The sequence below is a fragment of the Streptomyces sp. NPDC002853 genome (genome assembly GCF_053591915.1).
Genome location: NZ_JBSFUS010000024.1, coordinates 1 through 26,622, shown reverse-complemented (window position 1 = coordinate 26,622; position 26,622 = coordinate 1). Strand labels below are relative to the sequence as shown.

The following is a 26,622-nucleotide window of genomic DNA, read 5'->3' as shown; positions in this document are numbered from 1 at the left end:
CGATGACAGGAGACGGTGTGGCGTCGGACGCGGACGACAAGGACGGGGAGCGTTTGCTGGACGGGCTCTCGGTGGACGAGGCCCGGCCGGAGCGCCCGGTGCTGCTCGACGCGGAGGGGGAGCCACTGCGGACCTGGCAGGAGAACTATCCCTACTCGGAGAAGCTGAGGCGCAAGGAGTACGAGCGCCAGAAGCGGATCCTGCAGATCGAGCTGCTCAAGTTGCAGAGGTCGGTGCGTGAGCAGGGCCGGCGCATCGTGGTCCTGTGCGAGGGGCGTGACGCGGCGGGCAAGGGCGGCACGATCAAACGCTTCACCGAGCGCCTCAACCCCCGCGGAGCCCGCATCGTGGCGCTGGACAAGCCCACCGAACGCGAAGCGGGTCAGTGGTACTTCCAGCGGTACGTCGCGCAACTGCCGTCCGCCGGAGAGATCGTCTTCTTCGACCGCTCCTGGTACAACCGGGCAGGCGTCGAGCCCGTCATGGGCTTCTGCACCCCTCGCCAGCACGAGGAGTTCCTCGAGCAGGTGCCGCTGTTCGAGAAGATGATCACCGATGACGGCATCGTCCTGGTCAAGTTCTGGTTCTCCGTCTCCCGGGCGGAGCAACGCACACGCTTCGCGATCCGCCAGGTGGACCCCGTGCGGCAGTGGAAGCTCTCGCCCACGGACCTTGCCTCGCTCGATCTCTGGGACGCCTACACCCGCGCCAAGGTCGAGATGTTCCGCTCCACGGACACCGTTCATGCGCCGTGGTCGGTGATCAAGTTCAACGACAAGCGCCGGGGGCGCCTCGAAGCGATCCGGCATCTGCTGTTGCGTGTCGACTACGCGTCGATGGACAAGGAGGCGGTGGGGGAGGCGGACCCGCTCATCATCGGCCCGGCCGACACACTGCTGGAGGCGGACGAGGATCCGACGGACCTGTCGCCCAGCCGCCTCGCCGACAACGGCCGGCTGGGTCCCGGCCAGCACCCGTGAACGTCCGCCGCCCGGCACCGCCCCCACCGGAAGGCGAAGGACTTGCCCGCACCCACGTCCGGACCGATGCCCACTCCGAGTCTGCTCGCGGTCTTCGCCCACCCGGACGACGAGTCCCTGGTGGCGGGCGGAGTCCTCGCCCGTCACGCAACGGCGGGCGCCCGCACCGCGGTTGTCACGGCGACCTGGTCCAAGGACACGGTGCGGGCCACCGAGCTGGCCCAGGCTCTGCAGATCCTCGGCGCCGGTCCACCGCGACTGCTCGGCTACGCCGACGCGCGCGTGCCGCGGTCGGCTCCGGGTGCGGCGCGCTTGTGCGATGCGCCTCTCGATGAGGCGGTGCGGGAACTGGTCGTTCACATAAGGGAGTTCCGCCCACGCATTGTGATCACCCATGATGCGTATGGCGGTCTTTCCGGCCACCCGGACCACGTGCACACACACCGGGTGACCCTGCTCGCGTGCCAGGCGGCGGGGCTTGAGCGCCTCTACCCCGACGCGGGCGCCCCCTGGCAGCCGAGCGCCCTGTATACGGCCACGCATCCGCACTCGGCCGTACGGGAGTGGGGCGGGCGCCTTGCCGCGGCAGGCAAGGCCACGCGCACCGTCCCGGACGAGTGGGTCACCGCCGCCGTCGACGTCAGGCCGTGGCTGGAGCAGAAGGTGGCCGCGGTGCTGGCGCACCGCACCGAGGTGGAGCGCGGGGCCGTCCCGGGGCTGATCGCGGGCCTTGCGCCGTCCGACCGGGAGGAGTTGCTCTCCACCGAGTGGTACATCCGCCACGAACTCATCCCCCACCGGGCGGCTCAGGCCATGCAGACGGAGCTGATGGCCTGAGCGTCAGGCAGCGGCAGCGGCAGCGGCAGCGGCGGCAGTGGCGGGCGGACCCGTCAGCGCGCCGCGAGGCCCGCGAGCAGCTCGGCGGCCGGCTTCGGGTGGACGAGCCAGCGCAGGTGGCTTCCCTCAAGGGTCTCCACGTCGAAGGGGTTGTCGGGGGTGAGCGCGTCGCCCTCGCGGATCAGGCGGTCCTGCATGGCGAGCGGGATGCTGGCGTCGTCGGCCAGGCGCACATAGGTCTTGGGAATGCGGCCCCACGTGGCGGCCTGCGTCCGGTCGGCGGACGTGCCGACGTCGAGGTTCTCGTCGGGCTGGAAGGTGTTCAGGAACGTACGGAACTCCTCGTCGGTGAGGTCGGCGGCGAACGCCTGCTTGAGCGCGGCGTACGTCCCCGGGTCGGCCGTGCGGAAGTTGACCCGGAGCAGGCCGAGCTCCGCCGGGTTCCCGACGAGCGCCGGAGCGAAGGCTCCCGGGTCGACACCGGCCATCTCCGGCTGGGCGTAGTAGTCGTTGACATCCAGGTCGACGGGGCACCAGGCGGAGACATAGGCGATCCGGTCGACCAGGTCGGGCCGGGCGTTGCCGACCGCGGTCAGCGTGATGCCGCCCCTGCTGTGGCCGACGAGGATGGTCGGCCCGTGCTGCTTCGCCCGCTCAAGGACCTCGATGACGCGCGCGGCGTTGTCGGCAAGCGTGACCCCCTTGATGCTTCCGGGTTCCTGAGCGAGCGCATCGAGGTCCTGCGGCGCCTGGTAGCCGGCGGCGTACGTCGCCTCGAATCCGTGCCCCGGCAGGTCGACCGCGACCGAACGGTGCCCGAGGAGACCGAGCTCTGCCTGCAGCGGTGCGAACGAGAACGAGTTGGCGAAGGCGCCATGTACAAATACGTATGTCGGCTGATTTTGCATGCCGGTAGCCTCCAACGAAACGATCTTCAGAAACAAGCACGAATTGGATACGCCGTGCCGACGACCGGCCCGCTGCGGAAACCGCGCGAAGCGGACCCGCCGCGTCCGCGAGGGACTCCGCGCGGACGCCCGCGTGCATAGCATGGCCTCATGACCGTAGATCTGTTCGCGGGCATTCCCGTCCGCGACTACACGACGGCGGTGGCCTGGTACGAGCGACTGCTCGGCGGGCCCCCGGCCTTCCTGCCCAATGACACCGAGGCGGTGTGGGAACTCGCCGAACACCGTTACGTGTTCATCGAAGTGCGGCCCCAACACGCCGGGCACGCCCTGCACACCGTGTTCGTCGATGACTTCGACGCCCGCATCTTTGCGATCGCCGGCCGGGGCCTGAAACCGGACACGCGCGAGACGTACGCGAACGGGGTCCGCAAGGCCACCTTCCGCGACCCGGACGGCAACGAGATCGGATTCGGCGGCGGCCCGACGGAGTGAGTGGGCCGGGCCGTCACCTCGCTCGGCCGGCCGCCGATGCCTTGGCACACAGGTACGGACGCGCCAGAAACAGCGCCGTGCCGGTCAGGAGGATGCCGAAGTAGACCGGCGCGAGGTGGATGAGATCGGTGTAGTGGATCGAACCGTGCACCACGACAGCGGGCAGGAAACCCGCGGCCGCCGCCACCGCCAGACTCCAGAACACCCAGGCCTCGCCGCGCCGCCAGCCCCACGCGCTGAGCAGCACGATCGCCACCGCGGCGGACATCAGGGCCCCGCCGAACCCCGCGCGGTCGTGGGCCAGGAACGGCACGAGCCGGGGATTCACGGCTTCCAGGCTGTGCCTGTCGGTGCCCAGGAAGGTCAGGTCGGTCGGGACGAAGACATCGGTCAGGCCGACCACGGAGATCACCGCCCCGCCGACGAACAGTCCCGTACCCGTGAGAATCATCAGCAGCTGGCCGACCAGCGCCCGCCTGCGCTCCGGCTCCGGCCCCTCGGCTGCCGGCCGCCACCGTGGCGCGTGCGGGGTGCGGCGGACCGCGGCGACGAACATCGGGAACAGCACGAGGGCGGTGGCCGTGTGCAGAGGTTCCACAAAGCCGGTGGCCAGGAAGTAGAACAGGGTGGGGAAGCCGATGGCCCCCGAGAGCAGGTACACCTCGCGGGCCCAGGGCCAGCCCCGGCGGATGCCGCCCACGGCTAGGCCGGTGTAGAGGGCGCCGATGGACACCATCGTCCCGGCCATGGTGATCCGGTCGTGCTGGAGGAAGTGCACCAGGTGGTGGTTGGCGGCGTGCAGTTCGTGCAGCGTCATGCCGAGGTAGTCGCGGTCGTACCAGAGCAGCACCGGGCCGAGCGTGATCGCCGCGGCGCCGAGCCCGGCGCCCGTCATGCCGAGCCCGACGAGCAGCGCCCACCACCAGGCGGGCCAGCGGCGCGGATCGCGGCCCACGTCGCGCAGCACCGGAGCGGATGCCGTGGGCGTGGCGGCTTCGGTGACCCGCGCGAACCAGCCGGGTCCGGCGGCCACGAGCACGGCCGGGCGGGCGAGGACGACGGTGCCCGGGTCTTCGAGCGCCGTCGCCGCCGCCGTGACCGACGGGTCGCACACGTGGACGACGCGCGGGTCGTCGCGCCCGGTGAACCCGTCGACGTGAGGCTTGAGGGCGGCCTCGACCTCCGGGGCGCAGGCCCCGACGACCACCGGGAGGGAACGGCCCGCGGCGGCATCGCGCACGATCGCCACGTCGGCTGCCGAGACCGGAGCCACCTCGACGACACCGGCCCCCAGCGGGGACATGGCGCGGACCGTGTCGCGGGCGAGTGCGGGCGGAACGGTGATGCCCAGGCGCACGGCCACGGGCACCCCGGCGATGTCGCCCGCGAGCCGCCGCGGCGGATGGCGGTGGCCGAAACCCCGGGCGATCAGCCGCGCACCGGCGGGCCGGGAGCCGACCGAGGCCAATATGCGCAGGGCGGCGCGCTGCGAACGCCGCAACCCGAGGACGGCGGCTGCCGCGCCACGCAGCGGCTGATAGGTCCAGTCCGGCATCAGCGGCTCTCGTTCCCCGTCGCGGTCCCCTGGTCACCGGGCGGGGTCCAGCCGAGAACCGGCGTCATGGACCGCAGCGTCGCCGCCGTCGGCATCAGCCGGGCGGCCGTGTCCCGCAGCAGCACGGCCGGCGGCCACGACAGCTGGCCCAGGGTGCCGAGCCGGGCGGAGCGGCGCGTGATCGCCTTGGTGCGCGGACGACGCAGCTGGTCGTACGAGCGAAGGGCGGCGGCCACCTCCGAGGTGCCGTCGAGGCAGTGGGCCAAGGTGACCGCGTCCTCCAGGGCCTGGCACGCGCCTTGCCCCAGGTTCGGGGTCATGGCGTGCGCCGCGTCGCCGAGGAGCGCGACCCGGCCGCGGACGAAGGAGGACAGCGGCGGCAGGTCGTACAGGTCGTGGCGCAGCACCGCTGCCGCGGGAACCGCGGCCAGGAGGGCGGGGATGGGGTTTGGCCACGCCCCGAACCGGCGCAGCAGCTCCTCGTGCTCGGACGTGTCGGCGGTCGTCCCCGCGGGCAGCGAAGCGGTCGCGAAGCAGTACATCCGCCCGCCCGGCAGCGCCGTGTAGCCGAACCTCTCCCCGCGACCCCAGGTGGCCGCGCCCTCGGCGGGCGGCTCGGCCAGGGGTTCGGTGACCATGCGCCAGGCGGAGTAGCCGGCGTAGCGCGGGCCGGCCGCATCGGGCCAGAGCGCACCGCGGACCGCGCTGCGCAGCCCGTCGGCGCCGATCACGAGGTCGGGCCGGGACTCGCCGCCGGGGTGGGTGACGACTGGGCCGTGGCCGTCGTCGCGGACGAAGGACACCTCGCTGGCCGGCCGCAGACTGTCGGCGGGCAGCGCATCGGTCAGCGCCCGCAGCAGGTCCGCGCGGTGCAGGACCACCAGGGGATGGCCGAAGCGCCGGGCCAGCTCCGCGTTGTCCGTACGGGAAAGCCAGCGGCCCCGCCGGTCGCGTACGCCACCGGTGGCCTCGACGGCGCCGAGTGCCCGGACGGTGTCGGCCAGGCCGAGCACGTCGAGCGCGCGCAGCGCGTTCGGCCACAGGGAGACGCCGGCGCCGATCTCGGTGAACCGCGGGGCGCGCTCGAGCACTTCGACGCGCCAACCGCGGCGGTGCAGGGCGATGGCAGCGGCGAGGCCGCCGATCCCGCCGCCGACGATGGTCGCGGCGCGCTGCGGCATGGTTCTTCCTCGCTCTGGCTTCGGGGGCGCCACCCCCGGTCAGGTGGCCGTCGATCCGGCCGGTGCCCGGGCGGCGAGCCATGTACGCAAGTCCGCCTGAGCAGCGCCTTATAGCAACATGTCGACAGAGACCTGTCAACGTGATGGAAAGCGGACCGACCAGCTCCGACACCCGTGCTCGGGTAGACGAGGCGGACCTCGACGAAGAGGGATGGATCTGGCCGACGGCGGCGGACGCCGACTGGTACGGCAGGTATGCGTTCGCCCGCACCCTGAGCTCCAGTACGTCCGGGACCACGCCGGGCCGGATCTGCGTACTGCCTTGGACCGCTTCGCGGCCGCACTGTTCTGGGATGGTCTGGAGTACGTGGCCGACCCCGCCGCGACAGCCGGGAGTCTCCCCGAGCGGGAGCGCCCTCGGGACGTCGGCCTGCTGGTGTGGCGGCGTCGGGGTCCGCTGCTGACCCACACCCCCGGGACAAGCGTCGGCTAATCCGTGCGGGGGCGATGGGCGCGGACGTCCACGGGCCGTCCGTCGGGGTCCCGAGCCGTCATCGTCCACTGCGTGGGCAGGGTCACGATGGCGCCGACCGGCCACCCGGCCCCCAGAATGTGCTCGCGAACCTCACACAACTGCGCATGAGTTCCCACGCGCAGCCCCCAACCCGCCTGGCCCAGGGGGTCAAGTCCGGTGGTGGGGGCGGCTGCGGTTTCGACGATCATCAAGTGGTCGTCTCCGCCGACGTCGAGGACCGCGATCCGAGGATCGGACGAGGTCGCCGCACGCTCGAAGGCGAGCGTGGCTCCGAGCAATTCCGTGTAGTACGTCACGAGTTGGTCGAGGTCGGTCGTGGACAGCGTCAGGTGGTTGATTCCGAGGAGGTCGGGCATGGTCGGGCACTGTAGTGCAGGGCCGACGGGGCGGCCGGGCAGTTGAGCGGCGGCCAGCCCCTCATGTGGGAATCCGGTCAGGTCGGCTGCGGGCGTGTGCCGTGGGGGATTGGATGCGGCCGTGCGCAAGGGTGAGGATCTGGTCGGCCGTGGTGAGGTTAGCGGGGTCGTGGGTGATCAGGAGCGTCGTACGGCCGTGGGTGGCATGGAGGATGTCGGCGAGTACGGCGTCGGCGGTCTGGGGGTCCAGCCCTTCGGTGGGCTCGTCGAGGACGAGCACAGGTGGGTCGGCGAGCAGGGCCCGAGCCAGGAGAAGACGCCGGCGTTGGCCGCCGGACATGGCGGAGCCGTTCTCGCCGAGGAGGGTGTCCCAGCCGTCGGGGAGGGATTTGATCCAGGTCAGGAGCTGGGCTTTGCGGACGGCCTCGTGCAGCTCGGGGTCGGTGGCCGCGGGGCGGGCCAGGAGGAGGTTGGCGCGAATGGTGGTGTGGAAGACGTGGGCGTCCTGCGTCATGCCGGTGATCGCGCGGCGGACGTCGGTGCCCGCGCAGTCGCGCAGTTCGCGTCCGCCGACGCGGACGCTGCCGGACTCGTAGGGGACGAACCGCATGAGCGCGGCGATCAGCGTCGACTTGCCGGAGCCGCTGGCGCCCAACAGAACGGACAGACGGCCGGGCGGCAGGCTCAGAGTCACTCCGTCCAGGACCGGAGGGCCGTCGGGAGTGTGACGTACGCGCAGGTCGGTGATGTCCACGCCGACCGGCGCACGGATGGCGAGCGGAGCCGGCCCGGGCGGCTCGGTGACCGGTGGTGGAGTGTCGAGGAGATCGGCCAACCTGCGTGCGCTGACCCGCACTTCGGCCAGGTGCCGTGCGGCGGCGGGCAACGGCGTCAGCGCCTCGAAGGAGACCAGTGCGAGGACCGCGAGGACGGTGAGGTGCACGGCGGGCAGTTCCCCCGCCGTGTGGGCGAGCAGCGCGAGCCAGGTCACGCCGATCGCCGCCGCGGCCTGGAGGAGCAGGACGGTGGTGGAGGCGACCGAGGTGGTCCAGGCTGCCCGGCGCTCCAGCGCGGCGATCCGGGCGCAGGTGCGGAGGTTGTGATCGTGGGCATGAGCCCTGGCCCCGTACGCGGCGAGATCTACCGCCCCCTGGGTCAAGTCCAATGTCAGGGCGGCGAGTTCGGCCCGAGCGCTCTTGTCCGCGCGGCTGGTCCGGCGGGACCGTGTGAGCACCAAGGCGGGTACGAGGACTCCTGCCACGGCCAGCAACAGTCCGAGCAGTACACCTGCCTGCGGCAGCAACATCGTGGCCATGGCCGTGGCACTGGCGGCGACGGTGCAGGCGGCCGCGGCAGGGATCAGGACCCGCAGCAGGAGGTTCTGTGCGGCGTCGACATCGTCGACCAGGCGGGTGAGCAAGTCGCCGTTGCGGAAAGCGGGGATGCCCGCGGGGGCGAGAGGTACGAGGGCCTCGTACACCTGGGTGCGGAAGCCTGCGACGGCCCGCAACACACCGTCGTGGCCCAGCAGCCGGTCGACGTAGCGCAGTGCTCCGCGTCCCAGGGCCAGGGCCCGGACGGCGACGATCGCCAGGCTCACCGAGGCGAGCGGGGGCTGTTCGGCTGCTCGCGTGATCAGCCAGGCGGCGGTGGCCATCAGCGCGGCGGCCGCCAGCTCGCTGCAGGCCGATGCGAGGGCGGCGGGCAACAGGCGGCGCCAGTGCGGCAGGAGGTGGCGCAGAAGGCGGAGAGTGGGGTGACGCCGCGTGCGCGCAGGGGCGGGGACGGCGTCGGCGGCGTGGAGGTTCATGGGGTCATCAGGCCTTCGGCGAGCGCGAGTTGAGAGTGAGCGACTTGCGAGGGAAGGGGTGCCTTGACCGTGGCGATGAGGCCCGCCTCTACGGTGATGACTCGGTCGGCGTGCGGCAGCAGACTTGTGCGGTGGGCGACGACGACCGAGGTCTTGCCGCGCATGAGGCGCACTGTGGCGCGCGTGACGCAGGCTTCGCTCTCGGGGTCGAGGTGGGCGGTCGGCTCGTCCAGGAGCAGTACGGGTGCGTCCTTGAGGAAGGCGCGGGCCAGGGCGATCCGCTGGCGCTGGCCCGCGGACAGTCCGGCGCCGTGCTCGCCGAGCACCGTGTCGTACGCCTGGGGCAGCTCCTCGATGAAGTGACCTGCGTAAGCGGCGCGTGCCGCTCGGCGCACCTGCGCGTCACTCGCATCGGGGCGCCCCAGGCGGATGTTGTCCGCGACGGAGGTGGCGAACAGGTGCGGGCGTTGTGGCACCCAGGCCACCTGGGTGAGCCATTGGTCGGGGTCGAGGGCGGCGAGGTCGGTGCCGCCGACTGTGACACGGCCCGACGCGGGGTGCGTGAAGCCGAGGAGCAGCGCGAGGAGCGTGGACTTGCCCGCGCCGCTCGGCCCGACCAGCGCGATACGTTCACCGGGCCGCAGAGTGAGTGAGACGTGGCTGAGGGCGGGGGCGGCACGGCCCGGGTAGTGGACCGTGACGTCTTCCAGGCGCAGGTCCGCCGCGCGGGTGTCGGGCACCGGAATCTGACGGGCGGCGCGCGCCGAGGACATGCCCCGGCCATCGGCTTCGGTGTCGTCGAGGATGGCGAAGACCCGCTCGGCCACAGCGATGCCCTCGGCGCTGTCGTGGAAGGCCGCCCCTGCCGCGCGCAGCGGCAGATACGCCTCGGGGGCCAGGAACAGCACGACGAGGGCCGTGCGCAGGTCCATCTCCCCGTCGAGCAACCGCAGTCCGACCGGAACGGCCACCAGCGCCACGGAGAGAGTGGCGACCGTTTCCAGCACGAAGGAGGACAGGAAGGCCACGCGCAGCGTACGCATGGTGGCCCTGCGATGGGCGTCGGCCATCTCGTGCACCACACGCGCTTGGTGCCGCTCGCGCCCGAACGCGCGCAGCGTCGAAAGACCGGCCACCACGTCCAGGAAATGGCCGCCCAGCCTGGACAGCAACCGCCATTGCCGGGCGGTGCGCCGGGCGGTGTGGGCGCCGACCAGCGCTCCGAACACGGGGATCAGCGGCAGCGTCACGACGATGATCAGCGCGGACGTCCAGTCCGTCCACGCCAGCCAGGCGACCACCGTGAGGGGCACCACCGCGGTGGCCGCCATGGTGGGCAGGTAGCCGACGACGTACGCGTCCAGGGCATCGAGCCCCCGGGTCAGCACCGTGGCCGTCTCGCCCTGGCGCCCCGCCGTGAGCCGCAGAGGGCTGGTGCGCCGCAGCCGACCGGTGATCCGCGCGCGCATCGCGTACTTGGCGTCGGCCGCGGCGCGCTGCGCGAGCACCCCGCGCCCCCAGGTCAGCAGCGCGCGCAACGCCATGACAGCGGTCAACGCGGTCAGCGGCGCGAGGCGGACCGGGCGCCCCTCGAAACCGTCCGCGAGGACCGCCGCCAGCAGGACCGCCTGGGTGACGGTGAGCGTGGCGACAAGGAACGCGAGCACCGAAGAGGTCGTCATGTGGCGGCGCAGCACCGGCAGTTCACGCATCAGACGCCGTTCGACGGGCTTCATCCTGAGATCCTCTTCCTTGTCGATGTGTCCCCGGGCCGGTGCTTCGCCGGGGCCGGAAGCGGCCGGCCGGGGTCAGAAGTAGCTGGGGTGACGGCGGCCCGTCCGGCCTCGGAAGGCCCACCAGCTCCACGTCTGGTACGCGAGGATCGTCGGGACCACCAGGACCCCGAACGCGCTCAAGATCTTGAGCGTGGTGCCGTCCGTGACGGCGTGACCGACGGTCAGCCCCTCGCCCGCCGTGGTGATCAGGAGGTACGGGTAGTGGCCCGCGCCCACGAGCAGCACCGGCAGCGCCGTCGCGCAGCACGTGGCCGCGAAGGCCGCGATGTCGCGGCCTCGGGCGAAGCACCACCAGGCGCCGGCGAGCGCCGCCGCGAACAGGGCGGCGACGACCGCCGATGTGGCGCGGTTCGTCATCGAGGCGCCTGCCCCGAAGAGCGAGAGCAGGAGTGCGAGGGTCCCCACGGCCGCGGCCCCACGGAGCAGGGCGACACCTATGTGCCGCGCCCTGGAAGCGAGGGCCGGAGCGGAACGCACCGAGACGAAGGCGGCGCCGTGCGCCGCGAAGAGCAGCGCGGTGGTGATGCCGCAGGCCAGCGTGAACGGCGAGAACACATCGCCGAGCCCGATGTGGAAGCTCCCGTCGGCCCGGCGCGGTACGCCCCGCAGGAGCAGACCCACGACGAGCCCCCAGCACACTGCGGGCAGCGCCCCACCGAACACGATCAGGGCGCCCCACCAGCGGCGGCCGCGAACGCCCCGTGTGCGACGACGCAGTTGGACGGCCGCGTTGCCGAGGACCAGGCCGACGAGGATCGCGACGATCAGGGGATACAGGCCGGGCAGGAGGGTGCCTTCCAGGTGCGGGAAGGCACCGAACAGCACGCCCGCGAAGGCGACCAGCCAGACCTCGTTGCCCAGGAAGAACGGCGCGATGGCGTCGAGGGCGGAACTCCGGCCGGTGTGCTCGTCCTGTTGCGCTTGTTGTGCTTGCTGCTCTTGGTGCTCCTTGCCGTCGCGGTCGCCGAGGAAGGGGTGCAGCATCTGTACGCCGTAGTCATAGCCGCCGAGCACGAAGTACCCGGCGAGCAGCAGGCCGAGGAGGGCCAGCCAGGCGGTTTCCAGTGTCATCTCGCTCAACTTTCCGTTCCGGCAGGGGAGTGCCGCAGGGTCCGGCTGTTTCAGAAGGCCGGGACCGGCTGTTTCTCGTCGGAGCCGTCGCCTGGTCCCTCGGGCAGGTCCGCGGGCAGCGGCTCGGTGGTGCCGAGCTGGGTGGCGTCAGGGCCCCGGAGGGCGAAGCGGGTGATCAGGGTCCAGTTCGTCACCGCCAAGGCGAGGAAGACGGCGATGAATACGGTGCAGGACACGGCCAGGGCGGTCGTACTCACGTGGGAGAGGGCATCCTCGACCGTCAGTTCTCCGTAGACGAGCCAGGGTTGTCGGCCGACCTCACGGACGACCCAGCCGCCCACGGAGGCGATGAAGGGGAACGGGACCGTCGCGACCAGCACCCACAGGGCGGGGCGCCAGCGCGTCAAACGGTTCTTCCACAACAGGATGACGGCGATGAACGTAATGGTGGACACGGTGTTGCCGATGATCGTCATCACGTCCATCGAGATCCGCATCGTGTCCTGCCAGGGCACGTAGTCGCCGGGCCCGTGCTCCTTGACGAGTTGGGCCTGCACCTCGGCGACGCCGCTGTTCTCCAGGACCGCGTCCTTCATGGGCTGGGTCCGCTCGATCACGGGCCGCTGCATCTCGCCGACGACCACGACGAAGAACGAGGTGACCATGGCCACCCACAGGCCCAGACGCAGGGACCCGCGGAACAGCTCGGTCTCCTTGGTGCGCCGGAGGAAGTGGTGGGCGCTGACTCCGGCGACGAAGACGCCACCCGTGGTCAACGCGGCCAGCGCGATGTGGAAGAGCGCGACCAGAGCGCTGGAGTTGGTCAGCAGCGCGCCGAAGTCGGTCAAGTAGGCCGCGCCGTCCCGCACTTCATGGCCGACCGGGTGCTGCATAAAGCCATTGGCGATCATGATCCAGTACCCGGAGGCGTACGCGGTCAGGGCGACCAGCCAGATCAGCGTGACGTGCACGCCTCTGCGCAGGCGGCCCCAGCCGAAGATCCACATGCCGAGGAAGGTGGACTCGGCGAAGAAGGCGATCAGGGTTTCGAGGGCCAGCGGGGCGCCGAAGACGTTGCCCGCGAACTTGCTCAGGCCGCTCCAGCTGAGCCCGAACTGAAACTCCATGACCAGGCCGGTGACGATGCCGACCGCGTAGTTGATGACGTAGAGCTGGCCCCAGAAGCGGGTCATGCGCTCCCGCAGGGCCTTCTTGGCGGGATCACGGGTGTACGCGGCCTGGGTGTGCATGATCGCCACCAGCGGGACGAGCCCCATGGTGAGGATCACGAACAGCCAGTGGATGCCTGTCGTGGCCGCGAACTGGAGTCGGGCCAGATCCGCAGCGCTCATGGTGGGACCTTCCTGGGGACGGGTGGTCGGCCGGACGGTCGGCGAGTGCGCGATGCCGTACGCGGGCGACGGGAGTTGCCGGCGAAGTGCCGAACGGGGGCTCTGAGGAAGACCGTAGAGAGAAACGCTTATGCGATCCAAGACTTGTTCTGCCATGTGAAGATGACTCTGAAGGCATAAGAGGGAGCCGGCTCAGAGGGCCGAAGGAAGCAAGGCGGATCATGGATCTTCTGCAGTTGCGCTACTTCCAGGTCGTCGCCCGTTTCGAGCACATCAGCCGCGCCGCCCAGGAACTACGCGTCGCCCAGCCCTCGTTGAGCCGCACCATCGCGCGCCTGGAATCCGAGCTCGGCTCGCCCCTCTTCGACCGGCAGGGCCGCCGTATCCGGCTCAATCCGTACGGAGCGATGTTCCTGCGGCATGTGGAGCGCGCCCTGAGCGAACTCGACGACGGTCGCAGGGCCGTGCGTGAGGCGCGTGACACCGGCCTGGGGCGCGTGAGCGTGGCCTCCGAGACGCTTCTGACGGTCACTCACCTTGTGGGCAGCTTCCGGGGCGATCATCCCCGTGCCGACGTACGGCTCTTCCAGTCGACCGCGCAGGAGATGGACCGTCGGCTGCGCACCAGGGAGGTCGACTTCTGTGTCGCCTCACAGCCGCTGACCGGAGTGAATCTTGAGTCGGTCGAACTCGCCCGCGAGGAGGTGCTCCTCGCGGTGCCGCCGGGTCATTGGCTCGACGGCAGGGAAAGCGTGACGATCCCCGAAATCGCCGACGAGCCCTTCGTGACCACCCGCCCGGGTCACTGGCAGCGCACTCTGCTCGACCGGCTGTTCGCGGCCGAGGGACTCACCCCGCTGCTGTCCTGTGAGGGCGACGAACCAGGTGCCAGCCAGGACATGATCAGTGCGGGTCTCGGCATCGGTCTCATCCCGGCGATGTCCCGCCGTGCCGGTACGGAGGCCGTGGTGCGGGTCGCCTGGGTCCGCCTGGACGCGCCCGGTTGCGAGCGGGTGCTCACCTTGGTGTGGGGCCGCGACAGCTACCTGTCCGAAGCCGCCCTCAAGTTCAGGGATTTCATCACCAGCCGGCCTTTCATGACCCACCGCTTGCCCGCGGCGCGAGGCGAGGGTGTCGTCGACCCGTCCTGACGGACCGACGTGCGGACAACCGACGTGCGGACAGCTGATTCGGCTCAGACAGCTGAGACCGCTCAGGCGCCAAGGAGGACTCGGGAGTCGAGGAGGACTCAGCCAGTTCAGCTCGTCTGTCGCTGACGGGACGCGTAGGACCGGGACTTGTTGCGGTTCCCGCACACCTTCATCGAGCACCAGCGGCGGCTGCGATTCTTGGACACATCCCAGAACACCCAGCCGCAGGTGTGTTCCGCGCAACGCTTGAGCCGGGGGGCGTCCCCGGTGGTGACCAACTCGTTCCAGGCGATCGCCAGCGTGGCCAGGGGCCCGCGCTCCGGCGTCAGCCCCGGCGCGGGGGTCAGCCGGCCGCGCGTGGTGACCAGCACCGGATGCTCGGCCAGCACGCGGTCGGCCGCGGCGAGCAGTTGCGGGTCGGGAGTGTCGCCGACGTGGGCTCCCAGCTCCTCGCGGATGCCCGCACGCAGAGCCACGTAGCGCGCGTGGTCGTCGACGTGAATCTCCGCGGCCGTGTCGAGCAGGCCGCGGCCCTTCAGCCAGATGGACAGGTCGGCCGGGGTGGCGATCTCGTCGCTCGCCTCCTCCACGTCGACCGTGTTGGCGAACGCCTCGACCAGGACGGCTGAGGCCGGCGGTTCCAGCATCGCGTGTCACCTCCCGCAGGTTCTCGCCATTCTACCGCCTAACCGTTTTACCGGTTGCGGATGGTGGGCCGCGTGCGCCAAAGTGGTCTCACCGGCTAAAGCTTTAGATGGTTAGGGGTTGCTCATGGCCACGGCAGTGCCCGAGCGGACGGACGCCGACAAGAGCTTCGGCGCATCGAGGCCGAAGGACCGCCACCGCTCCCCACGAGGCCCCGGTCATCACACGCGCAGGCCCTCGCGCGGCACAGGTCGTCGCAGATCCAGAACCCCGAAAGACCCCGGCCCTCGCAACACCGCCGTCCTGGTCGGCTTCACCGCCGCGACCAATCTCGCCGACGGCGTGATGAAGATGGCTCTCCCGCTGCTCGCCGCCGAGCTCACCGGCTCTCCCGCGCAGGTCACCGCCGTCTCGCTGACTCTCACGCTGCCCTGGCTGCTCGTCGCGCTGCACGTGGGCGTGCTCGTCGACCGTTTCGACCGCCGGTGGCTGCTCTGGGGCGCGAGCGCCATGCGGTTGGCTGCCATGGGGTGGCTCACTGTCTCCGCCGTGACCGGAGGGATCACCCTCGGCCAGCTCTTCACCGCCGGAGCGGTGCTCGGCGTCGCCGATGTACTCGCATCGACCTCCGGCTCCGCGCTGGTCCCGGCCGCCGTGCCGGAGGCGGGACGGGAGCGTGCGAACACCTGGATGGTGGGGGCCGAGACGGTGGGGCAGGAGTTCGCCGGTCCTTTCGTCGGCGGGCTGCTGCTGGCCGCCGGGACGGGTCTCGCGCTGGGCCTGATCAGTGCCTCGTACGCCGTCGCCGCCTTGGCCCTGCTTCTGCTGGTGGGCCGTTTCCGGGCGGACGGGCCCGCCCCGGACGTGGTTCCTGTATCGGTCAACAGCCGGATCGCCGAGGGGCTGCGCTTCCTCTGGCGCGACCGGCTGCTGCGCACGCTCTCGGTGGTCGTCGCCGTGCTCTCCGCCGTCTGGGGCGCATGGCTCGCGCTCATGCCGCTCTACGCCAAGCAGGCCATGGAGCTCGGTCCGCGGGAGTACGGCATCCTGTTCAGCGCCCTCGGAATCGGAGGGCTGGCCGGCACGGTGGCCGTGTCCTGGGTGAACCGGCTGCTCGGCGCGCGACGGGCCATGTTCGCAGACCTGATCGGCACCACCGCGATGGTGGCGCTGCCCGCCCTGACCACCAGTATCTGGGCGGTGGCGGCCGGAGCCTTCCTCGGCGGCATGGGCGGCACGCTGTGGTCGGTCAACGCCCGCACCATCACCCAGCGCATGGTTCCCGACGGGATGCTCGGCCGCTACGGCGCGGCAGCCCGGCTCTTCAACTTCGGTGCCATGCCGCTGGGTGCGGCCCTGGTGGGCCTCCTGGCCGAACTGGGCGGGATGCGCCTGGCTTTCGCGGTGTTCGCGGTGGCCGTGGCGGCGACGCCGGTGCTGTTCCTCAAGAACGTCACCCCGGCCGCCCTGGAATCCGTGAAGGGGCCGCGCTGACGCCCTGGGGGAGGGCGCAGTCGCAGACCCTCCCGCGGGCACGCACGCTCAGCCGATGGGCTCCGGCAGTGGCACCACCTGGTAGGCGAGCCGGATCGTGTTGCCGGTGGCGGGGTCGCCCAGCTCCACGCGCCACCCCTCGGCGAACTGGTCCACGTCCTCGGCCATGGGGATGGTGCCCGAGATCAGGACGGTTCCCGGAGTCAGGTTGCCGCGCTCTCGCAGGACGCCGGTCCAGTAGCCGGGCGTGAGGAGTTCGGCGAGCGTGCCGTGCTGGATCTCGGTCTCCCGGCCGTCGGCGTGGGTGACCCAGGCGCGCAGGGTCAGTTCGTCGATGCGCGATTCGACGTCGGTCAGGAGCCAGGCCTGGCGGGCAAGGACATCGGGTGCCGCGTTCTTGCTCCAGGCCACGCCGTGGACCTCCAGGTCGCGGTCGGTGTGGTCGCAGGCGGCGGTCAGCAGCAGTTCGCCGCCGTCCGCGACGACCAGCGCCCATTCGGCCTCGCCCGAGGTGTGCGCGTGCGGGGCGGCGACCCGGTCGGTCTGCTGGGCGAGGTAGGGGGAGACGGGGTAGAGCGCCGGGGTCACCGACGGTGCGGGCACGCCGAGTCGGGCGAGTTCGGCGACGTGCGCGGCGACGTCGGCCTGCCTGCGCCCGGCGTATCCGGCGTTGAGCACCTGCACGACGTCGACGTCACGGGCGGAGCCGTCGGGCAGTTCGAAGGTCAGCAGGGCCATGGGCACTCCAAGGGGTGGGTCTCGGCGCGGGTCGGGACATGGGTCTCGACACGGTCAACTTCCGGCGCGGGGGTTGCGCATACGATCTGTATACAAGAAGTATGCCGGAAGGTCGATGTCCCCTCGACACTCTCGACGCCCTCGACGCAAGGACCGGGAAGCATGCAGCACACCCCACAGGGCCCACCGGCGGTCGCGCCGGGCCGCGCCGGCATCCGCCGGGCCTTCTTCGCCAGCCTCACCGGGACCGCTCTGGAGTGGTACGACTTCGCGGTCTACTCCGCCGCCGCGGCCCTCGTCTTCGGCGACCTCTTCTTCCCCTCGGAGGACCCCCTCACCGGCACCCTCCTGGCGTTCTCCACGTACGCCGTCGGGTACGTCTCACGCCCGCTCGGCGGCTTCGTCTTCGGCCGCCTCGGCGACGTCATCGGCCGCAAGAAGGTCCTCATCGCCACCCTGGTCCTCATCGGCGCGGCCACGTTCCTGATCGGCGTCCTGCCCACCTACGGCACCGCGGGCGTCACCGCCCCCATCGCCCTGGTCCTGCTGCGGTTCGCGCAGGGCGTCGGGGTCGGCGGCGAATGGGGCGGGGCCGTCCTGCTGTCCAGCGAGTTCGGCGACCCGCGCCGCCGCGGCTTCTACGCCTCGGCCGCCCAGATCGGGCCGCCCGCCGGAAACCTCCTGGCCAACGGCGTGCTGGCCGCCCTGGGCGTGCTGCTCACCGAGGAGCAGTTCCTGTCCTGGGGCTGGCGCGTGGCCTTCCTGCTCTCCGGCGCGCTGGTCGCCTTCGGTCTGTGGATCCGGGCGAAGCTGGAGGAGACCCCCGTCTTCAAGGCCATGGAGGCCGAGGAGTCCCGGCCGCAGGCCCCGATCCGCGAGGTCTTCACCACCCAGCCCCGCGCCTTGTGCGCCGCGATCCTCAGCCGGGTCGCCCCCGATGTGCTGTACGCGATGTTCACCGTGTTCGTCCTCACCTACGCCACCGACGAACTGGGCATGACGCGCGGCTCCGCCCTGACGGCCGTCCTGGTCGGCTCCTTCCTGCAGATCTTCCTCATCCCGCTGGCCGGGGCGCTGTCCGACCGGGTCAACCGGCGTCTGCTGTACGGCTGTTCCGCCCTCGCCGCAGGGGTGTGGCCGTTCGTCTTCTTCCTCGTGGTCGACGGCGGCAGCTGGATCCTGCTGGTGTGTGGTGTCGTGGTGGCCCTGGCCATCCACTCGTTCATGTACGGACCGCAAGCGGCCTTCGTCGCCGAGCAGTTCTCGCCCCGCCTGCGCTACACCGGCTCCTCGCTCGCCTACACCCTCGCGGGCCTCATCGGCGGCGCGGTGGCCCCGCTGCTGTTCACCGCCTTGCTCAGCTCGTACGGCAGTTGGGTCCCGCTGGCGCTCTACCTCGCGGTCGCGGCTGCCGTCACTCTCATCGGCCTCTGCCTGGGCAGGGACTCCGCGCACGCCGAGCAGGAGGATGAGCTGCTCGCCGGTACGGTCACACCGGAGACCGCCCCCGCAGTCCGTGTCCCGTAAGAGCAGAGCCAAGCACCCTCCCGACGTCCTCCCGAAACCGAAAGGCAGCCCACCGTGCGCATCGCACTGAGCCAGCTGACGACCGGCCCCGAGCCCGGCAAGAACCTCGCCCTCATCAAGGAATGGACCTCACGCGCGGCGGACGCCGGCGCGGACGTCGTCGTCTTTCCCGAGGCGTCGATGGCCTGCTTCGGCACGCCCCTGGCGCCGCTCGCCGAACCCGTGGACGGCCCTTGGGCCAATGCGGTCCGCGCCGTCGCCGAGGAAGCGGGCGTCACCGTTGTCGCGGGTCTGTTCACCCCGGCCCCCGGCGGCCGGGTCACCAACACCCTGCTGGCCACCGGACGCGGTGTCGAGGCGACGTACGACAAGATCCACCTCTACGACGCGTTCGGCTTCGCCGAGTCCGACACCGTGGCCGCCGGATCGAAGGTGGTGACCATCGACGTGGACGGCGTACGCCTGGGCCTGGCCACGTGTTACGACGTGCGGTTCCCGGAGCTGTTCCGGGCCCACGCCGACGCGGGGGCCACCGCGACCCTGCTGGCGGCATCCTGGGGCGCGGGTCCCGGCAAGCTCGATCAGTGGGAGCTGCTGGTGCGGGCCCGTGCCCTGGACGCCACGCTGTGGGTCGCGGCCGTCGGCCAGGCCGACCCGGCCGCGGCGGGCGGAGCCGCGACCGGAGGCACGGCGCCCACCGGAGTGGGACACAGCATGCTCGTCGCACCCGACGGGACCGTACGCCGGCGCCTGGGTGCGGAGCCCGAGCTCACGGTGGTCGAGGTGGACGCCGACGAGGTCGCGGCGGTCCGCAAGAACATCCCGGTGCTGGCCAACCGCAGGCTGGGGGAGCCGCGCTGAGAGGTTGGGGCCGCAACACCGCGCCCGTCTATCCGGCGAGCAGCACCTTCAGCGTCGACTCAAGGTGGCTGTCGATGGCGGCGCAGGCGGCCTGCGCGTCCCCGGCCGCGAGCGCGTCCACGATCGCACGGTGCTCGTCGAGCACCGCTTCCTGGCGGCCCTGCTGGTTGTAGAGAGCCACCACACCGGCCCGCACCTGGCGGCTGCGCAGCCCTTCGTAATGCCGGTCGAGCAGGGTGTTGCCCACGGCCGACACGAGAGACGAGTGGAAGAGGTGATCCACGTCGATGAACTCTTTGGCCTGGTCCGGCCCGCTCAGCGCACGCTGACGCTCAAGGCACGCGCCCAACTCCCGCACCGGCGTTCGCCCCGTGCCGATGACGTGCTGCGCCGCGTACCGCTCGACGATCCCGCGGAGCTGCATCAGCTCGGTGATCTCGCGCCCGGACAGCGGCGCCACCCGCGCCCCGCGCTTGGGCACCAACTCGACGAGGTCTTCGGCGGCCAGCAGGAGCAGCGCCTCGCGGATCGGGGTGCGCGAGACTCCGATGCGATCGGCGATGTCCTGCTCGGAGAGGAACTCGCCCTGCATCGCCGGGTCCGTGAGTACCGTCTCCTTGAGGTACGCGTACGCCTTCTCCCGACCCGACGCCACCACTACCCCCAGAGATCGCATACAGCTTGTATACGGAAGTTACCACGGTGCTTGCATCCCGGACCCGCCCGGAGAGAAGAACGCCGCAACCGCCGCCCCTGAGCGCGATTTGGACGGCCGAAGCTGGGAACGCCGCACGAGAGGGTTCCCAGGGCCCTCCGGGCACCGTCCCGAACAGGGGGACTCCCGCACCCCTGGGTGCCCGTCGAGGGAGTGCGTCCCGCTGGGGGAGAGGGGAGCTCGCCCGCGCGGGGCGCACGCTGCGGCCGCCATGAGGGGCCCTCGCTCGCGGCGACCGCGGTCAGTAGGGGCCGCCCCGGAAGTAGATGCTCCGGTGGCCTCGGGGACGGTCATCCCGCTCGTGCGCGGCACCGGAGCGGTCCGCGGGCGCCGACCGCTCGTGCGCGGCATCGGAGCGGTCCGCGGGTGCCGAACGCTCGGCCAGTGCGCGCAGCGTGCGCAGACCGGCCAGGACGTCGGCGCGGTGTTCCGACCTCTTCATCCAGGCGGGCAGTCGCGCGAACATGGCCATGGTCGGCCGCAGTCCGGCACGCTCGCGCAGGCGGGCGCCGATATAGGCGGACAACGCATCGACGTGCTCTTCGTTGTAGGCCCACAGGATCCGGCCCACGCAGCGGGTCTGCAGCCAGAGCGGCTGCCGGAAGAACGGGTCCTCGCTGCCGCGGAGTACCGCACCGACCAGGCCGCCGCCCCGCATCTCCGCTTCCCGGTCGGCGACGGCCCCGCACCCGCCGCAGGCCAGACGCCTCGGCAGGAACAGCAGCTCGCTGGAGTACCTGGGTGCCGGGAGCCCGGGCCGGGGGACCACGACCGCACGGCCCCCACACGACGGGCAGACCACCAGCATGCGGCCGGAGAAATGGGCCAGCCAGTGTCCGGCGTCCAGGTGACGGACGGGCTCGCTCCCCGACGAGTCATTCATGACGACACTTTCGCAGCTTCGCGTCGTGGTCGACGGACCGGCCCGTCACCCGGGAGCGAATGCCTGGCGCCGGGACAGGGTTAGGCGGCGTCGTTCCCGGTCGATTTCGGTGACGACGACGGGGATCTCGTCGCCGATCTGGACGACGTCCTGCGGGTTCTCCACCGGCGTCCACGCGAGTTCCGTGAGGTGGACCAGCCCCTCGATCCCGTCGGCAACCCGTACGAAGGCCCCGAACGGGATCAGCTTGGTGACCCGCCCTTCCAGGTGCCTGCCTACCGCCGTGCGGTCGGCGAACTCCTGGAAGGGGTCCGGCCGCAGCGCCCGCAGGGACAGCCTGGCCTCCAGGTTCCACTCGTCGAACTGGAGGAACTCACAGGCGACACGCTGCCCGACCTCGACGACTTCCTCCACCGTTTCGATGCGGCGCCAGGCCAGTTCGGGGACGGTGATGAAACCGACCCCGGGGAAGACGGGGTGCACGGGGCCGTCGTCCAGCGCGACGAACACCCCGAACCGTTCGATGGCCGCGACCCTGCCGGTGAGGATCTCGCCGAGGCGCAGCGACTCCAGGAAAGCCCAGAGCTCCGGGTTCGCCGACCGGTCCAGGCTGGGAGTGCCCGAGCCCATGTCGCAGTACGCCGGTTCAGCCGGCGACGGGTACGGCCTGCGGGTCGGCCTCACAGCGAGCGACCGAGGAGGCCAGGCCCTCGCCGCCGATCTCGATCCGGGTGGTCGTCTTGCCCTTTCCGGGCACCTTGACCTCTTCGCTCTCCTCGATGACCGTGATGCCGTCCGCGTCCACGAAGGTGACCGACACCCAGAAGCGGCCCGCCTTCGCGTTGCCGTTGGTGACCTTGACCGTTGCGTACGGGTCCTTCTCGGACGCGCAGGTCACCAACTTGACCTGCGCGTCGTCCAGTTGACCGCCACCGGAGGAGCTGGAGGAGCCGGAGGACGTGGAGTCGTGGGTCGGCGGCCGGTTGTAGGAGCCGCCGCTGGTGCTGCTCCCGGCGCCGCTGCTGCTGTAGGCATCGTCATCGTCGTCGTAAACAGAACCCGATGTCGTCGACCCCGAGGAACCGGATGACCCGGAGCTGCTCGACGACGAACTGTCGTGGTCCTGGCTCGAACTGCTGCAGCCGCCCCCGCCGCCCCCGCCACCGTGCCGACTGCCGCCGCCGTGACCTCGCCCCGTACTGAAGCCGGTCAGCGCGAGCGCCGACAGCACCAATACGGCTGTGACCTTGAGTGTGTTCCCCCGATTGCTCATGTGATCACCCTACTCGCAGTCGCTGACAACTCCCGTCGGGGCGACGGCCGTTCACCTTTGCCCGCAAATGAGCTCCGCCCTCTACCAGAGTGACTCGGTGACCGCCTTCGACTGGAACGCCGACGGCATGCCGCTGCTGAGCCAGCACGGCGCGCTGCGGCGGGGGCAGTGTCCGCAGCACCTCGCGCACGGCGAGGCGGGTGGCGACCTGCTCCTCGTGGCCGGGCTCGGGCACCTCGGGCGGCCACGGGGCCGGGATCTCCCCCGTCCGGCGCCGCCGTCTGTCCTTGATGAGCAGCCGAAGCGTGGTCGTGCGGGTGTACGCCTCCGCCTGTGCCGCGCCGATGCGGTGCCAGGCCCGGTAGGTGCGAAGTAGCGCCCCTGCCGGAGTGCATCCTCGCCCCTTCGCTGCTCGTGGCGCGACGCGTGGGTTCCCACTCTCTGCAGAGACCCTGGGTCCGCGGGAGGTTCCCGCAGGGGGCGGTTCGGCTCCGCCGGGCGGCTCTTTCCGGTGGCGGGGCGGAGGAAGCGTGCATAGAACGGGAGACACGATCACGTGCGGGGCGAGGACGTCCCGCTGGAATGGAGAAGCGAAAATGGCCGCTGAGTCATTCTCTGCCGCGGGGGACACTTCCGGGACCGGTGAACCTCTGGTGTCGACGTCCCTTCACTGGGGCACCGCGCAGCTCGGCGCCCCACCTGCCCACCCGCCCGCCCCGTGGCCGCAGGAACTTGACCACGACATCGAGGACGTGCCGCCGGAGCGCGCCGCGTACGCCGACGACGACGGGCCTCCGCGAGAGGCGCCCGACACCGACAGCGCACCCTCGAAGCAGGCAACGCCCAGCATCCACGACGACACGGTGGACGAGCTCATACGTGTCGCGGTGGTGTCCAGGCCGCTGGACGACGTCGTCGACCTCGTCACCCTTCTGGAGCAGTCGCCTGACGGTGTGACAACCGCCGCGTCGGTGCTTCGCCTGGCCGCCGTGGCCCGCTCCGTGGACGACGTCACCCGCCTGGTCGAACTCCTTGGCCCGCCGGAGCACCCGGCCGACCACATGGACGAGGCCATTCGGCACGCCGCCGAGGAACGGCCCGTCCCGGAGGTGAGCCGCCTCGTCCACCTGCTGTCCCGCCCGCCGCACGACGCGCACAGCAGCGCCGAGGCGGTGCACGCCGCGGGCACGACCAGGTCCGTCGAGGACCTGATGCAGCTGATCGGCAGCCTCAGGGAGCACAAGGAAGCCGACACCCCCGAGGCCAAGACCCCGGCCGCGCCGCTCGCGTCGCCCGCCGGTGCCCAGGCGGGCCACCCCGCACAGGCTCCGGCCGCCGACGCCACGCAGGACACGGGGGCCGCGACGGCCCAGGGCAAGACGCCGTTGCTGTGGCTGCGTCGGGCGGCGGGTGTACTTCTCCTGCTCTGTGCCGCGGCACACTTCCCGGTGAACTGGTCGGACGCGTCGACCGTCGGCCTCTTCGCCGCGCTCGGGGTCTCGGTCGTCTGCGCACTGGCAGGCGTGGCGCTGTGCCTGAGCGCGTCGCCGATCGTGGCTGTGGCGAGCGCGTTGGCCGCCGGTGCGCTGACCGTCGGTCACTTGGTGGAGGACCGGGTCAACTCCACGACGCTGGCCTATGTGTTGCGGCCCGACGGGGTGTCAGCGCCGATCCCGACGCTGACGGCGGTGGCCGCCACGTTGGCCGCCCTGCTGATCGTGGCGCTCACGGTCGCGGGCCTCCGGGCCGCGGGCAACCGGAACGCGACCCCGAACCTGTAGGCACGGACAGCAGGTGCTCGCGCTTGCCGACGAAGGCCGGTGAGCGCGAGCACTGCGTTGAGCTGGGGGCACGGCCGACTCCGCGCCTTGAGGCAGCCCGACTCCCGGGTGGCCGCTGCCGTTGCCGTCGTAGGCGCTCATGGCGAGCACAGCACGCCCGCAGCCGTGGCTCAGCCCTCGGAGCCGGTCGCCGCGTTGAGCCAGCTCCCGATGGCCGGCAGCGCTTCGGGACCGCTGTCCTGTCGCACCGAGCCGACCAGATCGGCGATGGACACGGCCTGGAGTGACGCCCGCCAAGCGGCATCGGCCGCGCTCATGGCGCGCGCGATGGGGCATGGCTTCGTGCAGTCCTCCGGCGGCGTCCCGAAAGGACCTCGCTGGCGGATCTCGGTGCACGTGAACGCCGGGCTCGCGCCGTCGACGGCCTGCACCACGTCCAGGACCGAGATGTCGGCCGCCGTCCTGGTCAGAACGTATCCGCCGGTCTTGCCCTGCACGGATTTCACCAGGTCCGCGCGGGACAGGGCCTGCATCTGCTTGGCCAGATAGCTGGGCGAGACGTCGTGCAGCTGCGCGAGACGGGCAGCCGGGACCGGCTCGGTTGCCGCGGTCAGCACCACACAGCAGTGCAGTGCCCATTCCACGCCGCCGGACAGTTTCATGCGCCCTCCCAGTTGACTCGGACACAGGATATCCGAGTATTATCTCGGACATCAGTTATCCGAGTTAGCGTCGCCCGGCGCACTCGGTTCACAGAAGGGTTCGATCATGAACATCACGGTCATCGGCGGCACCGGACTGATCGGTTCCCAGCTCGTCTCCCGGCTGCGCGAAGCAGGGCACGAAGTGGTCGCCTCATCCCTGTCGACCGGGGTCGACCTGCTCACCGGCGCGGGCCTAGACGAAGCGCTCAAGGGCGCGGACACGGTCGTCAACGTGTCGAACTCGCCCACGTTCGACGAAGCCTCCCTGGAGTTCTTCCGCACCACCATGGGGAACCTGCTGGCCGCGGGGGAGCGCGCGGGTGTCCGGCACCAGGTCATCCTCTCCATCGTCGGCGTCGACCAGGTGCCGCAGCTGGACTACTACCGCGCGAAGACCCTCCAGGAGGATTTGCTGCGGCAGGGCCCCGCCGCGTACTCGATCGTGCGTGCCACACAGTTCTTCGAGTTCATGGACGCGGTCATGACCTGGACCGCCGACGACGAGAGCGTCCGGCTGCCCGCCACACGCGTGCAGCCCATCGCGACGGCCGAGGTGGTGCGGGCCCTCGCCGACGTCGCCACCGCCGCGCCGCTCAACGGCACGCTCGACGTCGCGGGCCCCGATGTCTTCCCGCTCGACGAACTCGGCCGCCTGACGCTGTCGGCGCACAAGGACTCACGTGCCGTCGTCACCGACGACACGGCGGGCATGTTCGCGGCCGTCGAGGGTGACGTGCTGATCGCAGGACCCGACGCGCGCCTGGCCCCCACGCACTACGAGGACTGGCTCACCACCTCCCGCTAGCGGCGCCCCGGCGGGGGCCGCCCGCCCCCGCCACGCCGCCACCTGGTCGCCGGTCAGGCTGGGCGCTTCAACGCCACCGCCACCGGTCAACGGCCAGACCGTGACCCTCAACGCCACCCCCTGAGCCCCGACGCCACCGCCACCACGCCGAGCAGCCCGACGTAGGCCCAGGCGTGGAGGCGGTCGGGTATCCGCGGCGGACGGCGCCGCAGCACCGCGGTGAGCGGCAGCGCGCCCAGAAGCAGCGCCGAGGCGGCCCGGACATCGATCAGACCCACCAGGTGCGCCGGTGCGTACGCGGCTGCGGGCACCGTGGCGGCGCGGGAGGGCAGCTCGAAAGCCCCGTCGTCCGGCGCAGCCGCGCCCCGCTGCTCGCGGCCCCCCCGCCTGCGCGCCGCATCGGTCACCGAGGTCGTAAGCCACGCCTCTCCAGAGGCGCCGCTCATCGGCGCCCTCACCCGTGCCCCGCCCCGCTTCGCCAGAAGCCGCCCAGATGGCAGCTACAGCCCGCCTGACCTGCACTTTCGCTGAGTACGCGCGGGGTAAGGGGGCAAGCCGGGTCGGCTACCCCTGCGACGCCATTTCCACGCCCCGCGTTCCGGCCAAACACCGCTCAGGCTGTGAGCCCACCCATAGGAGCCACGTCACATGCTAGGGACGGTAGTAGCGCGCCGGGGGCGCCCCCGGTGGGCCAGGGGCCAGCTGTGCGGCGCCTGACCCGGGCGTCCTGCGTACCGCGGTAGTACGTCACATCATTGCGCCCAGCTCCGGCCACCGCTAACCCTTGCTGAAGTTCCGGAGAGCCGGGATCGATCGGGCGAAATCGCCCGCCTCGACCGAGCCCCTCCTCAACACACTTCGCATTGGAGAGTTACCCCCGCATGGCCATTACTCAGACGCAGACCAAGCCCGGCCGCATCACCCGACTGCGCAAGATCTCCGTCGCCGGTATCGCCACCGCAGGTGCCGCGGCCGCCGCGCTCACGCTGGTCCCCACGCAGGCCCAGGCCGCCGAGCCGGCCGCCGCGAGCAAGAAGGTCTCCCAGGCCGCCGCTGCCGACAAGAACTACGCTGACAACCTCGACGGCTGGATCAAGGAGTCCCTGGACATCATGAAGTCCAAGGGCATCCCCGGCTCCTACGAGGGTCTGCACCGCAACATCATGCGC

At 71.2% G+C, this 26,622-nt stretch carries 26 protein-coding genes and 1 pseudogene; 11 read left to right on the top strand and 16 right to left on the bottom strand.

Features of this window, described 5'->3' with window-relative positions:
* Positions 1-2 precede the first annotated feature (2 nt).
* Together ppk2 and ACWD02_RS41400 are read left to right on the top strand one after the other, a co-directional pair.
* Entirely contained in the window at positions 3-980 is a 978-nt protein-coding gene (gene ppk2, locus ACWD02_RS41405) for a polyphosphate kinase 2 (RefSeq protein WP_451221632.1), read from the top strand.
* Positions 981-1,046: 66 nt separating this feature from the next.
* A complete protein-coding gene (locus ACWD02_RS41400) occupies positions 1,047-1,817 on the top strand; it encodes a PIG-L family deacetylase (RefSeq protein ID WP_451221629.1) in 771 nt (256 codons plus the stop codon).
* 53 nt (positions 1,818-1,870) lie between these two features.
* Here ACWD02_RS41400 and ACWD02_RS41395 read toward each other — a convergent pair whose 3' ends face one another.
* Positions 1,871-2,725, bottom strand: coding sequence for an alpha/beta fold hydrolase (locus tag ACWD02_RS41395; RefSeq protein WP_451221626.1), 855 nt, complete (start codon positions 2,723-2,725; stop codon positions 1,871-1,873).
* A 150-nt stretch (positions 2,726-2,875) separates the two neighbouring features.
* Here ACWD02_RS41395 and ACWD02_RS41390 point away from each other — a divergent pair, with 150 nt between their 5' ends.
* Positions 2,876-3,220: a VOC family protein gene (locus ACWD02_RS41390; protein WP_451221623.1), complete on the top strand. Its 345-nt coding sequence runs from the start codon at positions 2,876-2,878 to the stop codon at positions 3,218-3,220.
* 13 nt (positions 3,221-3,233) lie between these two features.
* Here the strand turns inward: ACWD02_RS41390 and ACWD02_RS41385 are convergent, their stop codons facing one another.
* The 7 genes from ACWD02_RS41385 to ACWD02_RS41355 all read right to left on the bottom strand — a co-directional run bounded on the left by ACWD02_RS41385 (position 3,234) and on the right by ACWD02_RS41355 (position 12,876).
* Positions 3,234-4,775, bottom strand: coding sequence for a hypothetical protein (locus ACWD02_RS41385; protein ID WP_451221620.1), 1,542 nt, complete (start codon positions 4,773-4,775; stop codon positions 3,234-3,236).
* The gene (locus ACWD02_RS41380) at positions 4,775-5,956 is read right to left on the bottom strand and encodes an FAD-dependent monooxygenase (protein ID WP_451221617.1); all 1,182 of its coding nucleotides are present in this window, start codon (positions 5,954-5,956) and stop codon (positions 4,775-4,777) included. Before ACWD02_RS41380 ends, ACWD02_RS41385 begins: the two co-directional genes overlap by 1 nt.
* 489 nt (positions 5,957-6,445) lie before the next feature.
* Positions 6,446-6,847 (bottom strand): VOC family protein, encoded by a 402-nt coding sequence (locus ACWD02_RS41375; protein ID WP_451221614.1) that lies wholly within the window; start codon positions 6,845-6,847, stop codon positions 6,446-6,448.
* Positions 6,848-6,908: 61 nt separating this feature from the next.
* A complete protein-coding gene (cydC, locus tag ACWD02_RS41370) occupies positions 6,909-8,657 on the bottom strand; it encodes a thiol reductant ABC exporter subunit CydC (protein ID WP_451221611.1) in 1,749 nt (582 codons plus the stop codon).
* Entirely contained in the window at positions 8,654-10,393 is a 1,740-nt protein-coding gene (cydD, locus tag ACWD02_RS41365) for a thiol reductant ABC exporter subunit CydD (protein WP_451221608.1), read from the bottom strand. Before cydD ends, cydC begins: the two co-directional genes overlap by 4 nt.
* A gap of 72 nt (positions 10,394-10,465) precedes the next feature.
* Positions 10,466-11,524 (bottom strand): cytochrome d ubiquinol oxidase subunit II, encoded by a 1,059-nt coding sequence (locus ACWD02_RS41360; protein ID WP_451221605.1) that lies wholly within the window; start codon positions 11,522-11,524, stop codon positions 10,466-10,468.
* 50 nt (positions 11,525-11,574) lie between these two features.
* Positions 11,575-12,876 (bottom strand): cytochrome ubiquinol oxidase subunit I, encoded by a 1,302-nt coding sequence (locus ACWD02_RS41355; RefSeq protein WP_451221602.1) that lies wholly within the window; start codon positions 12,874-12,876, stop codon positions 11,575-11,577.
* Positions 12,877-13,097: 221 nt separating this feature from the next.
* Between ACWD02_RS41355 and ACWD02_RS41350 the strand changes: the two genes are divergently transcribed.
* Entirely contained in the window at positions 13,098-14,027 is a 930-nt protein-coding gene (locus ACWD02_RS41350) for a LysR family transcriptional regulator (protein WP_451221599.1), read from the top strand.
* 107 nt (positions 14,028-14,134) lie between these two features.
* Here the strand turns inward: ACWD02_RS41350 and ACWD02_RS41345 are convergent, their stop codons facing one another.
* Complete coding sequence (locus ACWD02_RS41345) at positions 14,135-14,674, bottom strand: CGNR zinc finger domain-containing protein (RefSeq protein ID WP_451221596.1); 540 nt, start codon at positions 14,672-14,674, stop codon at positions 14,135-14,137.
* A 124-nt stretch (positions 14,675-14,798) separates the two neighbouring features.
* On the opposite strand from ACWD02_RS41345, the gene ACWD02_RS41340 reads away from it, so the two are divergent.
* On the top strand, positions 14,799-16,166 hold the full coding sequence (locus ACWD02_RS41340; RefSeq protein ID WP_451221593.1) for an MFS transporter: 1,368 nt from the start codon (positions 14,799-14,801) through the stop codon (positions 16,164-16,166).
* 48 nt (positions 16,167-16,214) lie between these two features.
* Here ACWD02_RS41340 and ACWD02_RS41335 read toward each other — a convergent pair whose 3' ends face one another.
* Positions 16,215-16,904, bottom strand: coding sequence for a DUF2848 domain-containing protein (locus tag ACWD02_RS41335; protein WP_451221590.1), 690 nt, complete (start codon positions 16,902-16,904; stop codon positions 16,215-16,217).
* 162 nt (positions 16,905-17,066) lie between these two features.
* Here ACWD02_RS41335 and ACWD02_RS41330 point away from each other — a divergent pair, with 162 nt between their 5' ends.
* Both ACWD02_RS41330 and ACWD02_RS41325 read left to right on the top strand, forming a co-directional pair.
* Positions 17,067-18,431, top strand: coding sequence for an MFS transporter (locus ACWD02_RS41330; protein WP_451221587.1), 1,365 nt, complete (start codon positions 17,067-17,069; stop codon positions 18,429-18,431).
* A 54-nt stretch (positions 18,432-18,485) separates the two neighbouring features.
* Positions 18,486-19,292, top strand: coding sequence for a carbon-nitrogen hydrolase family protein (locus tag ACWD02_RS41325; protein WP_451221584.1), 807 nt, complete (start codon positions 18,486-18,488; stop codon positions 19,290-19,292).
* A 28-nt stretch (positions 19,293-19,320) separates the two neighbouring features.
* Here ACWD02_RS41325 and ACWD02_RS41320 read toward each other — a convergent pair whose 3' ends face one another.
* From ACWD02_RS41320 to ACWD02_RS41305, 4 genes are all read right to left on the bottom strand, one after another.
* Positions 19,321-19,947, bottom strand: a complete 627-nt coding sequence (locus ACWD02_RS41320) for a GntR family transcriptional regulator (protein WP_451221727.1) — start codon at positions 19,945-19,947, stop codon at positions 19,321-19,323.
* A gap of 301 nt (positions 19,948-20,248) precedes the next feature.
* The gene (locus tag ACWD02_RS41315) at positions 20,249-20,890 is read right to left on the bottom strand and encodes a hypothetical protein (RefSeq protein WP_451221581.1); all 642 of its coding nucleotides are present in this window, start codon (positions 20,888-20,890) and stop codon (positions 20,249-20,251) included.
* Between the two features lie 45 nt (positions 20,891-20,935).
* On the bottom strand, positions 20,936-21,520 hold the full coding sequence (locus ACWD02_RS41310) for a S1 RNA-binding domain-containing protein (protein WP_451221578.1): 585 nt from the start codon (positions 21,518-21,520) through the stop codon (positions 20,936-20,938).
* A gap of 16 nt (positions 21,521-21,536) precedes the next feature.
* On the bottom strand, positions 21,537-22,163 hold the full coding sequence (locus ACWD02_RS41305; RefSeq protein ID WP_451221575.1) for a hypothetical protein: 627 nt from the start codon (positions 22,161-22,163) through the stop codon (positions 21,537-21,539).
* Positions 22,164-22,230: 67 nt separating this feature from the next.
* On the opposite strand from ACWD02_RS41305, the gene ACWD02_RS41300 reads away from it, so the two are divergent.
* Positions 22,231-22,539: a hypothetical protein gene (locus ACWD02_RS41300; protein WP_451221572.1), complete on the top strand. Its 309-nt coding sequence runs from the start codon at positions 22,231-22,233 to the stop codon at positions 22,537-22,539.
* Between the two features lie 277 nt (positions 22,540-22,816).
* Positions 22,817-23,944 (top strand): hypothetical protein, encoded by a 1,128-nt coding sequence (locus ACWD02_RS41295; RefSeq protein WP_451221569.1) that lies wholly within the window; start codon positions 22,817-22,819, stop codon positions 23,942-23,944.
* A gap of 170 nt (positions 23,945-24,114) precedes the next feature.
* Here ACWD02_RS41295 and ACWD02_RS41290 read toward each other — a convergent pair whose 3' ends face one another.
* A complete protein-coding gene (locus ACWD02_RS41290; RefSeq protein ID WP_451221566.1) occupies positions 24,115-24,606 on the bottom strand; it encodes an RrF2 family transcriptional regulator in 492 nt (163 codons plus the stop codon).
* A gap of 106 nt (positions 24,607-24,712) precedes the next feature.
* On the opposite strand from ACWD02_RS41290, the gene ACWD02_RS41285 reads away from it, so the two are divergent.
* Positions 24,713-25,453, top strand: a complete 741-nt coding sequence (locus ACWD02_RS41285) for an SDR family oxidoreductase (protein WP_451221563.1) — start codon at positions 24,713-24,715, stop codon at positions 25,451-25,453.
* Positions 25,454-25,560: 107 nt separating this feature from the next.
* Here ACWD02_RS41285 and ACWD02_RS41280 read toward each other — a convergent pair whose 3' ends face one another.
* A complete protein-coding gene (locus tag ACWD02_RS41280) occupies positions 25,561-25,899 on the bottom strand; it encodes a hypothetical protein (RefSeq protein ID WP_451221560.1) in 339 nt (112 codons plus the stop codon).
* A gap of 435 nt (positions 25,900-26,334) precedes the next feature.
* Between ACWD02_RS41280 and ACWD02_RS41275 the strand changes: the two are divergent.
* A pseudogene (locus ACWD02_RS41275) lies at positions 26,335-26,622 on the top strand (transglycosylase SLT domain-containing protein); the annotation flags it as partial.

Excerpts from the sequence above, each read along its gene's own strand:
- ACWD02_RS41355 (WP_451221602.1), bottom strand. The coding sequence starts at position 12,876 with ATGAGCGCTGCGGATCTGGCCCGACTCCAGTTCGCGGCCACGACAGGC.
- ACWD02_RS41390 (WP_451221623.1), top strand. The coding sequence starts at position 2,876 with ATGACCGTAGATCTGTTCGCGGGCATTCCCGTCCGCGACTACACGACG.
- ACWD02_RS41330 (WP_451221587.1), top strand. The coding sequence starts at position 17,067 with ATGCAGCACACCCCACAGGGCCCACCGGCGGTCGCGCCGGGCCGCGCC.
- ACWD02_RS41400 (WP_451221629.1), top strand. The coding sequence starts at position 1,047 with ATGCCCACTCCGAGTCTGCTCGCGGTCTTCGCCCACCCGGACGACGAG.
- ACWD02_RS41340 (WP_451221593.1), top strand. The coding sequence starts at position 14,799 with ATGGCCACGGCAGTGCCCGAGCGGACGGACGCCGACAAGAGCTTCGGC.
- ACWD02_RS41380 (WP_451221617.1), bottom strand. The coding sequence starts at position 5,956 with ATGCCGCAGCGCGCCGCGACCATCGTCGGCGGCGGGATCGGCGGCCTC.
- ACWD02_RS41280 (WP_451221560.1), bottom strand. The coding sequence starts at position 25,899 with ATGAGCGGCGCCTCTGGAGAGGCGTGGCTTACGACCTCGGTGACCGAT.
- ppk2 (WP_451221632.1), top strand. The coding sequence starts at position 3 with ATGACAGGAGACGGTGTGGCGTCGGACGCGGACGACAAGGACGGGGAG.
- ACWD02_RS41285 (WP_451221563.1), top strand. The coding sequence starts at position 24,713 with ATGAACATCACGGTCATCGGCGGCACCGGACTGATCGGTTCCCAGCTC.
- cydC (WP_451221611.1), bottom strand. The coding sequence starts at position 8,657 with ATGAACCTCCACGCCGCCGACGCCGTCCCCGCCCCTGCGCGCACGCGG.
- ACWD02_RS41305 (WP_451221575.1), bottom strand. The coding sequence starts at position 22,163 with ATGAGCAATCGGGGGAACACACTCAAGGTCACAGCCGTATTGGTGCTG.
- ACWD02_RS41300 (WP_451221572.1), top strand. The coding sequence starts at position 22,231 with ATGAGCTCCGCCCTCTACCAGAGTGACTCGGTGACCGCCTTCGACTGG.
- ACWD02_RS41350 (WP_451221599.1), top strand. The coding sequence starts at position 13,098 with ATGGATCTTCTGCAGTTGCGCTACTTCCAGGTCGTCGCCCGTTTCGAG.
- cydD (WP_451221608.1), bottom strand. The coding sequence starts at position 10,393 with ATGAAGCCCGTCGAACGGCGTCTGATGCGTGAACTGCCGGTGCTGCGC.
- ACWD02_RS41360 (WP_451221605.1), bottom strand. The coding sequence starts at position 11,524 with ATGACACTGGAAACCGCCTGGCTGGCCCTCCTCGGCCTGCTGCTCGCC.
- ACWD02_RS41315 (WP_451221581.1), bottom strand. The coding sequence starts at position 20,890 with ATGAATGACTCGTCGGGGAGCGAGCCCGTCCGTCACCTGGACGCCGGA.
- ACWD02_RS41375 (WP_451221614.1), bottom strand. The coding sequence starts at position 6,847 with ATGCCCGACCTCCTCGGAATCAACCACCTGACGCTGTCCACGACCGAC.
- ACWD02_RS41385 (WP_451221620.1), bottom strand. The coding sequence starts at position 4,775 with ATGCCGGACTGGACCTATCAGCCGCTGCGTGGCGCGGCAGCCGCCGTC.
- ACWD02_RS41290 (WP_451221566.1), bottom strand. The coding sequence starts at position 24,606 with ATGAAACTGTCCGGCGGCGTGGAATGGGCACTGCACTGCTGTGTGGTG.
- ACWD02_RS41345 (WP_451221596.1), bottom strand. The coding sequence starts at position 14,674 with ATGCTGGAACCGCCGGCCTCAGCCGTCCTGGTCGAGGCGTTCGCCAAC.
- ACWD02_RS41310 (WP_451221578.1), bottom strand. The coding sequence starts at position 21,520 with ATGGGCTCGGGCACTCCCAGCCTGGACCGGTCGGCGAACCCGGAGCTC.
- ACWD02_RS41395 (WP_451221626.1), bottom strand. The coding sequence starts at position 2,725 with ATGCAAAATCAGCCGACATACGTATTTGTACATGGCGCCTTCGCCAAC.
- ACWD02_RS41335 (WP_451221590.1), bottom strand. The coding sequence starts at position 16,904 with ATGGCCCTGCTGACCTTCGAACTGCCCGACGGCTCCGCCCGTGACGTC.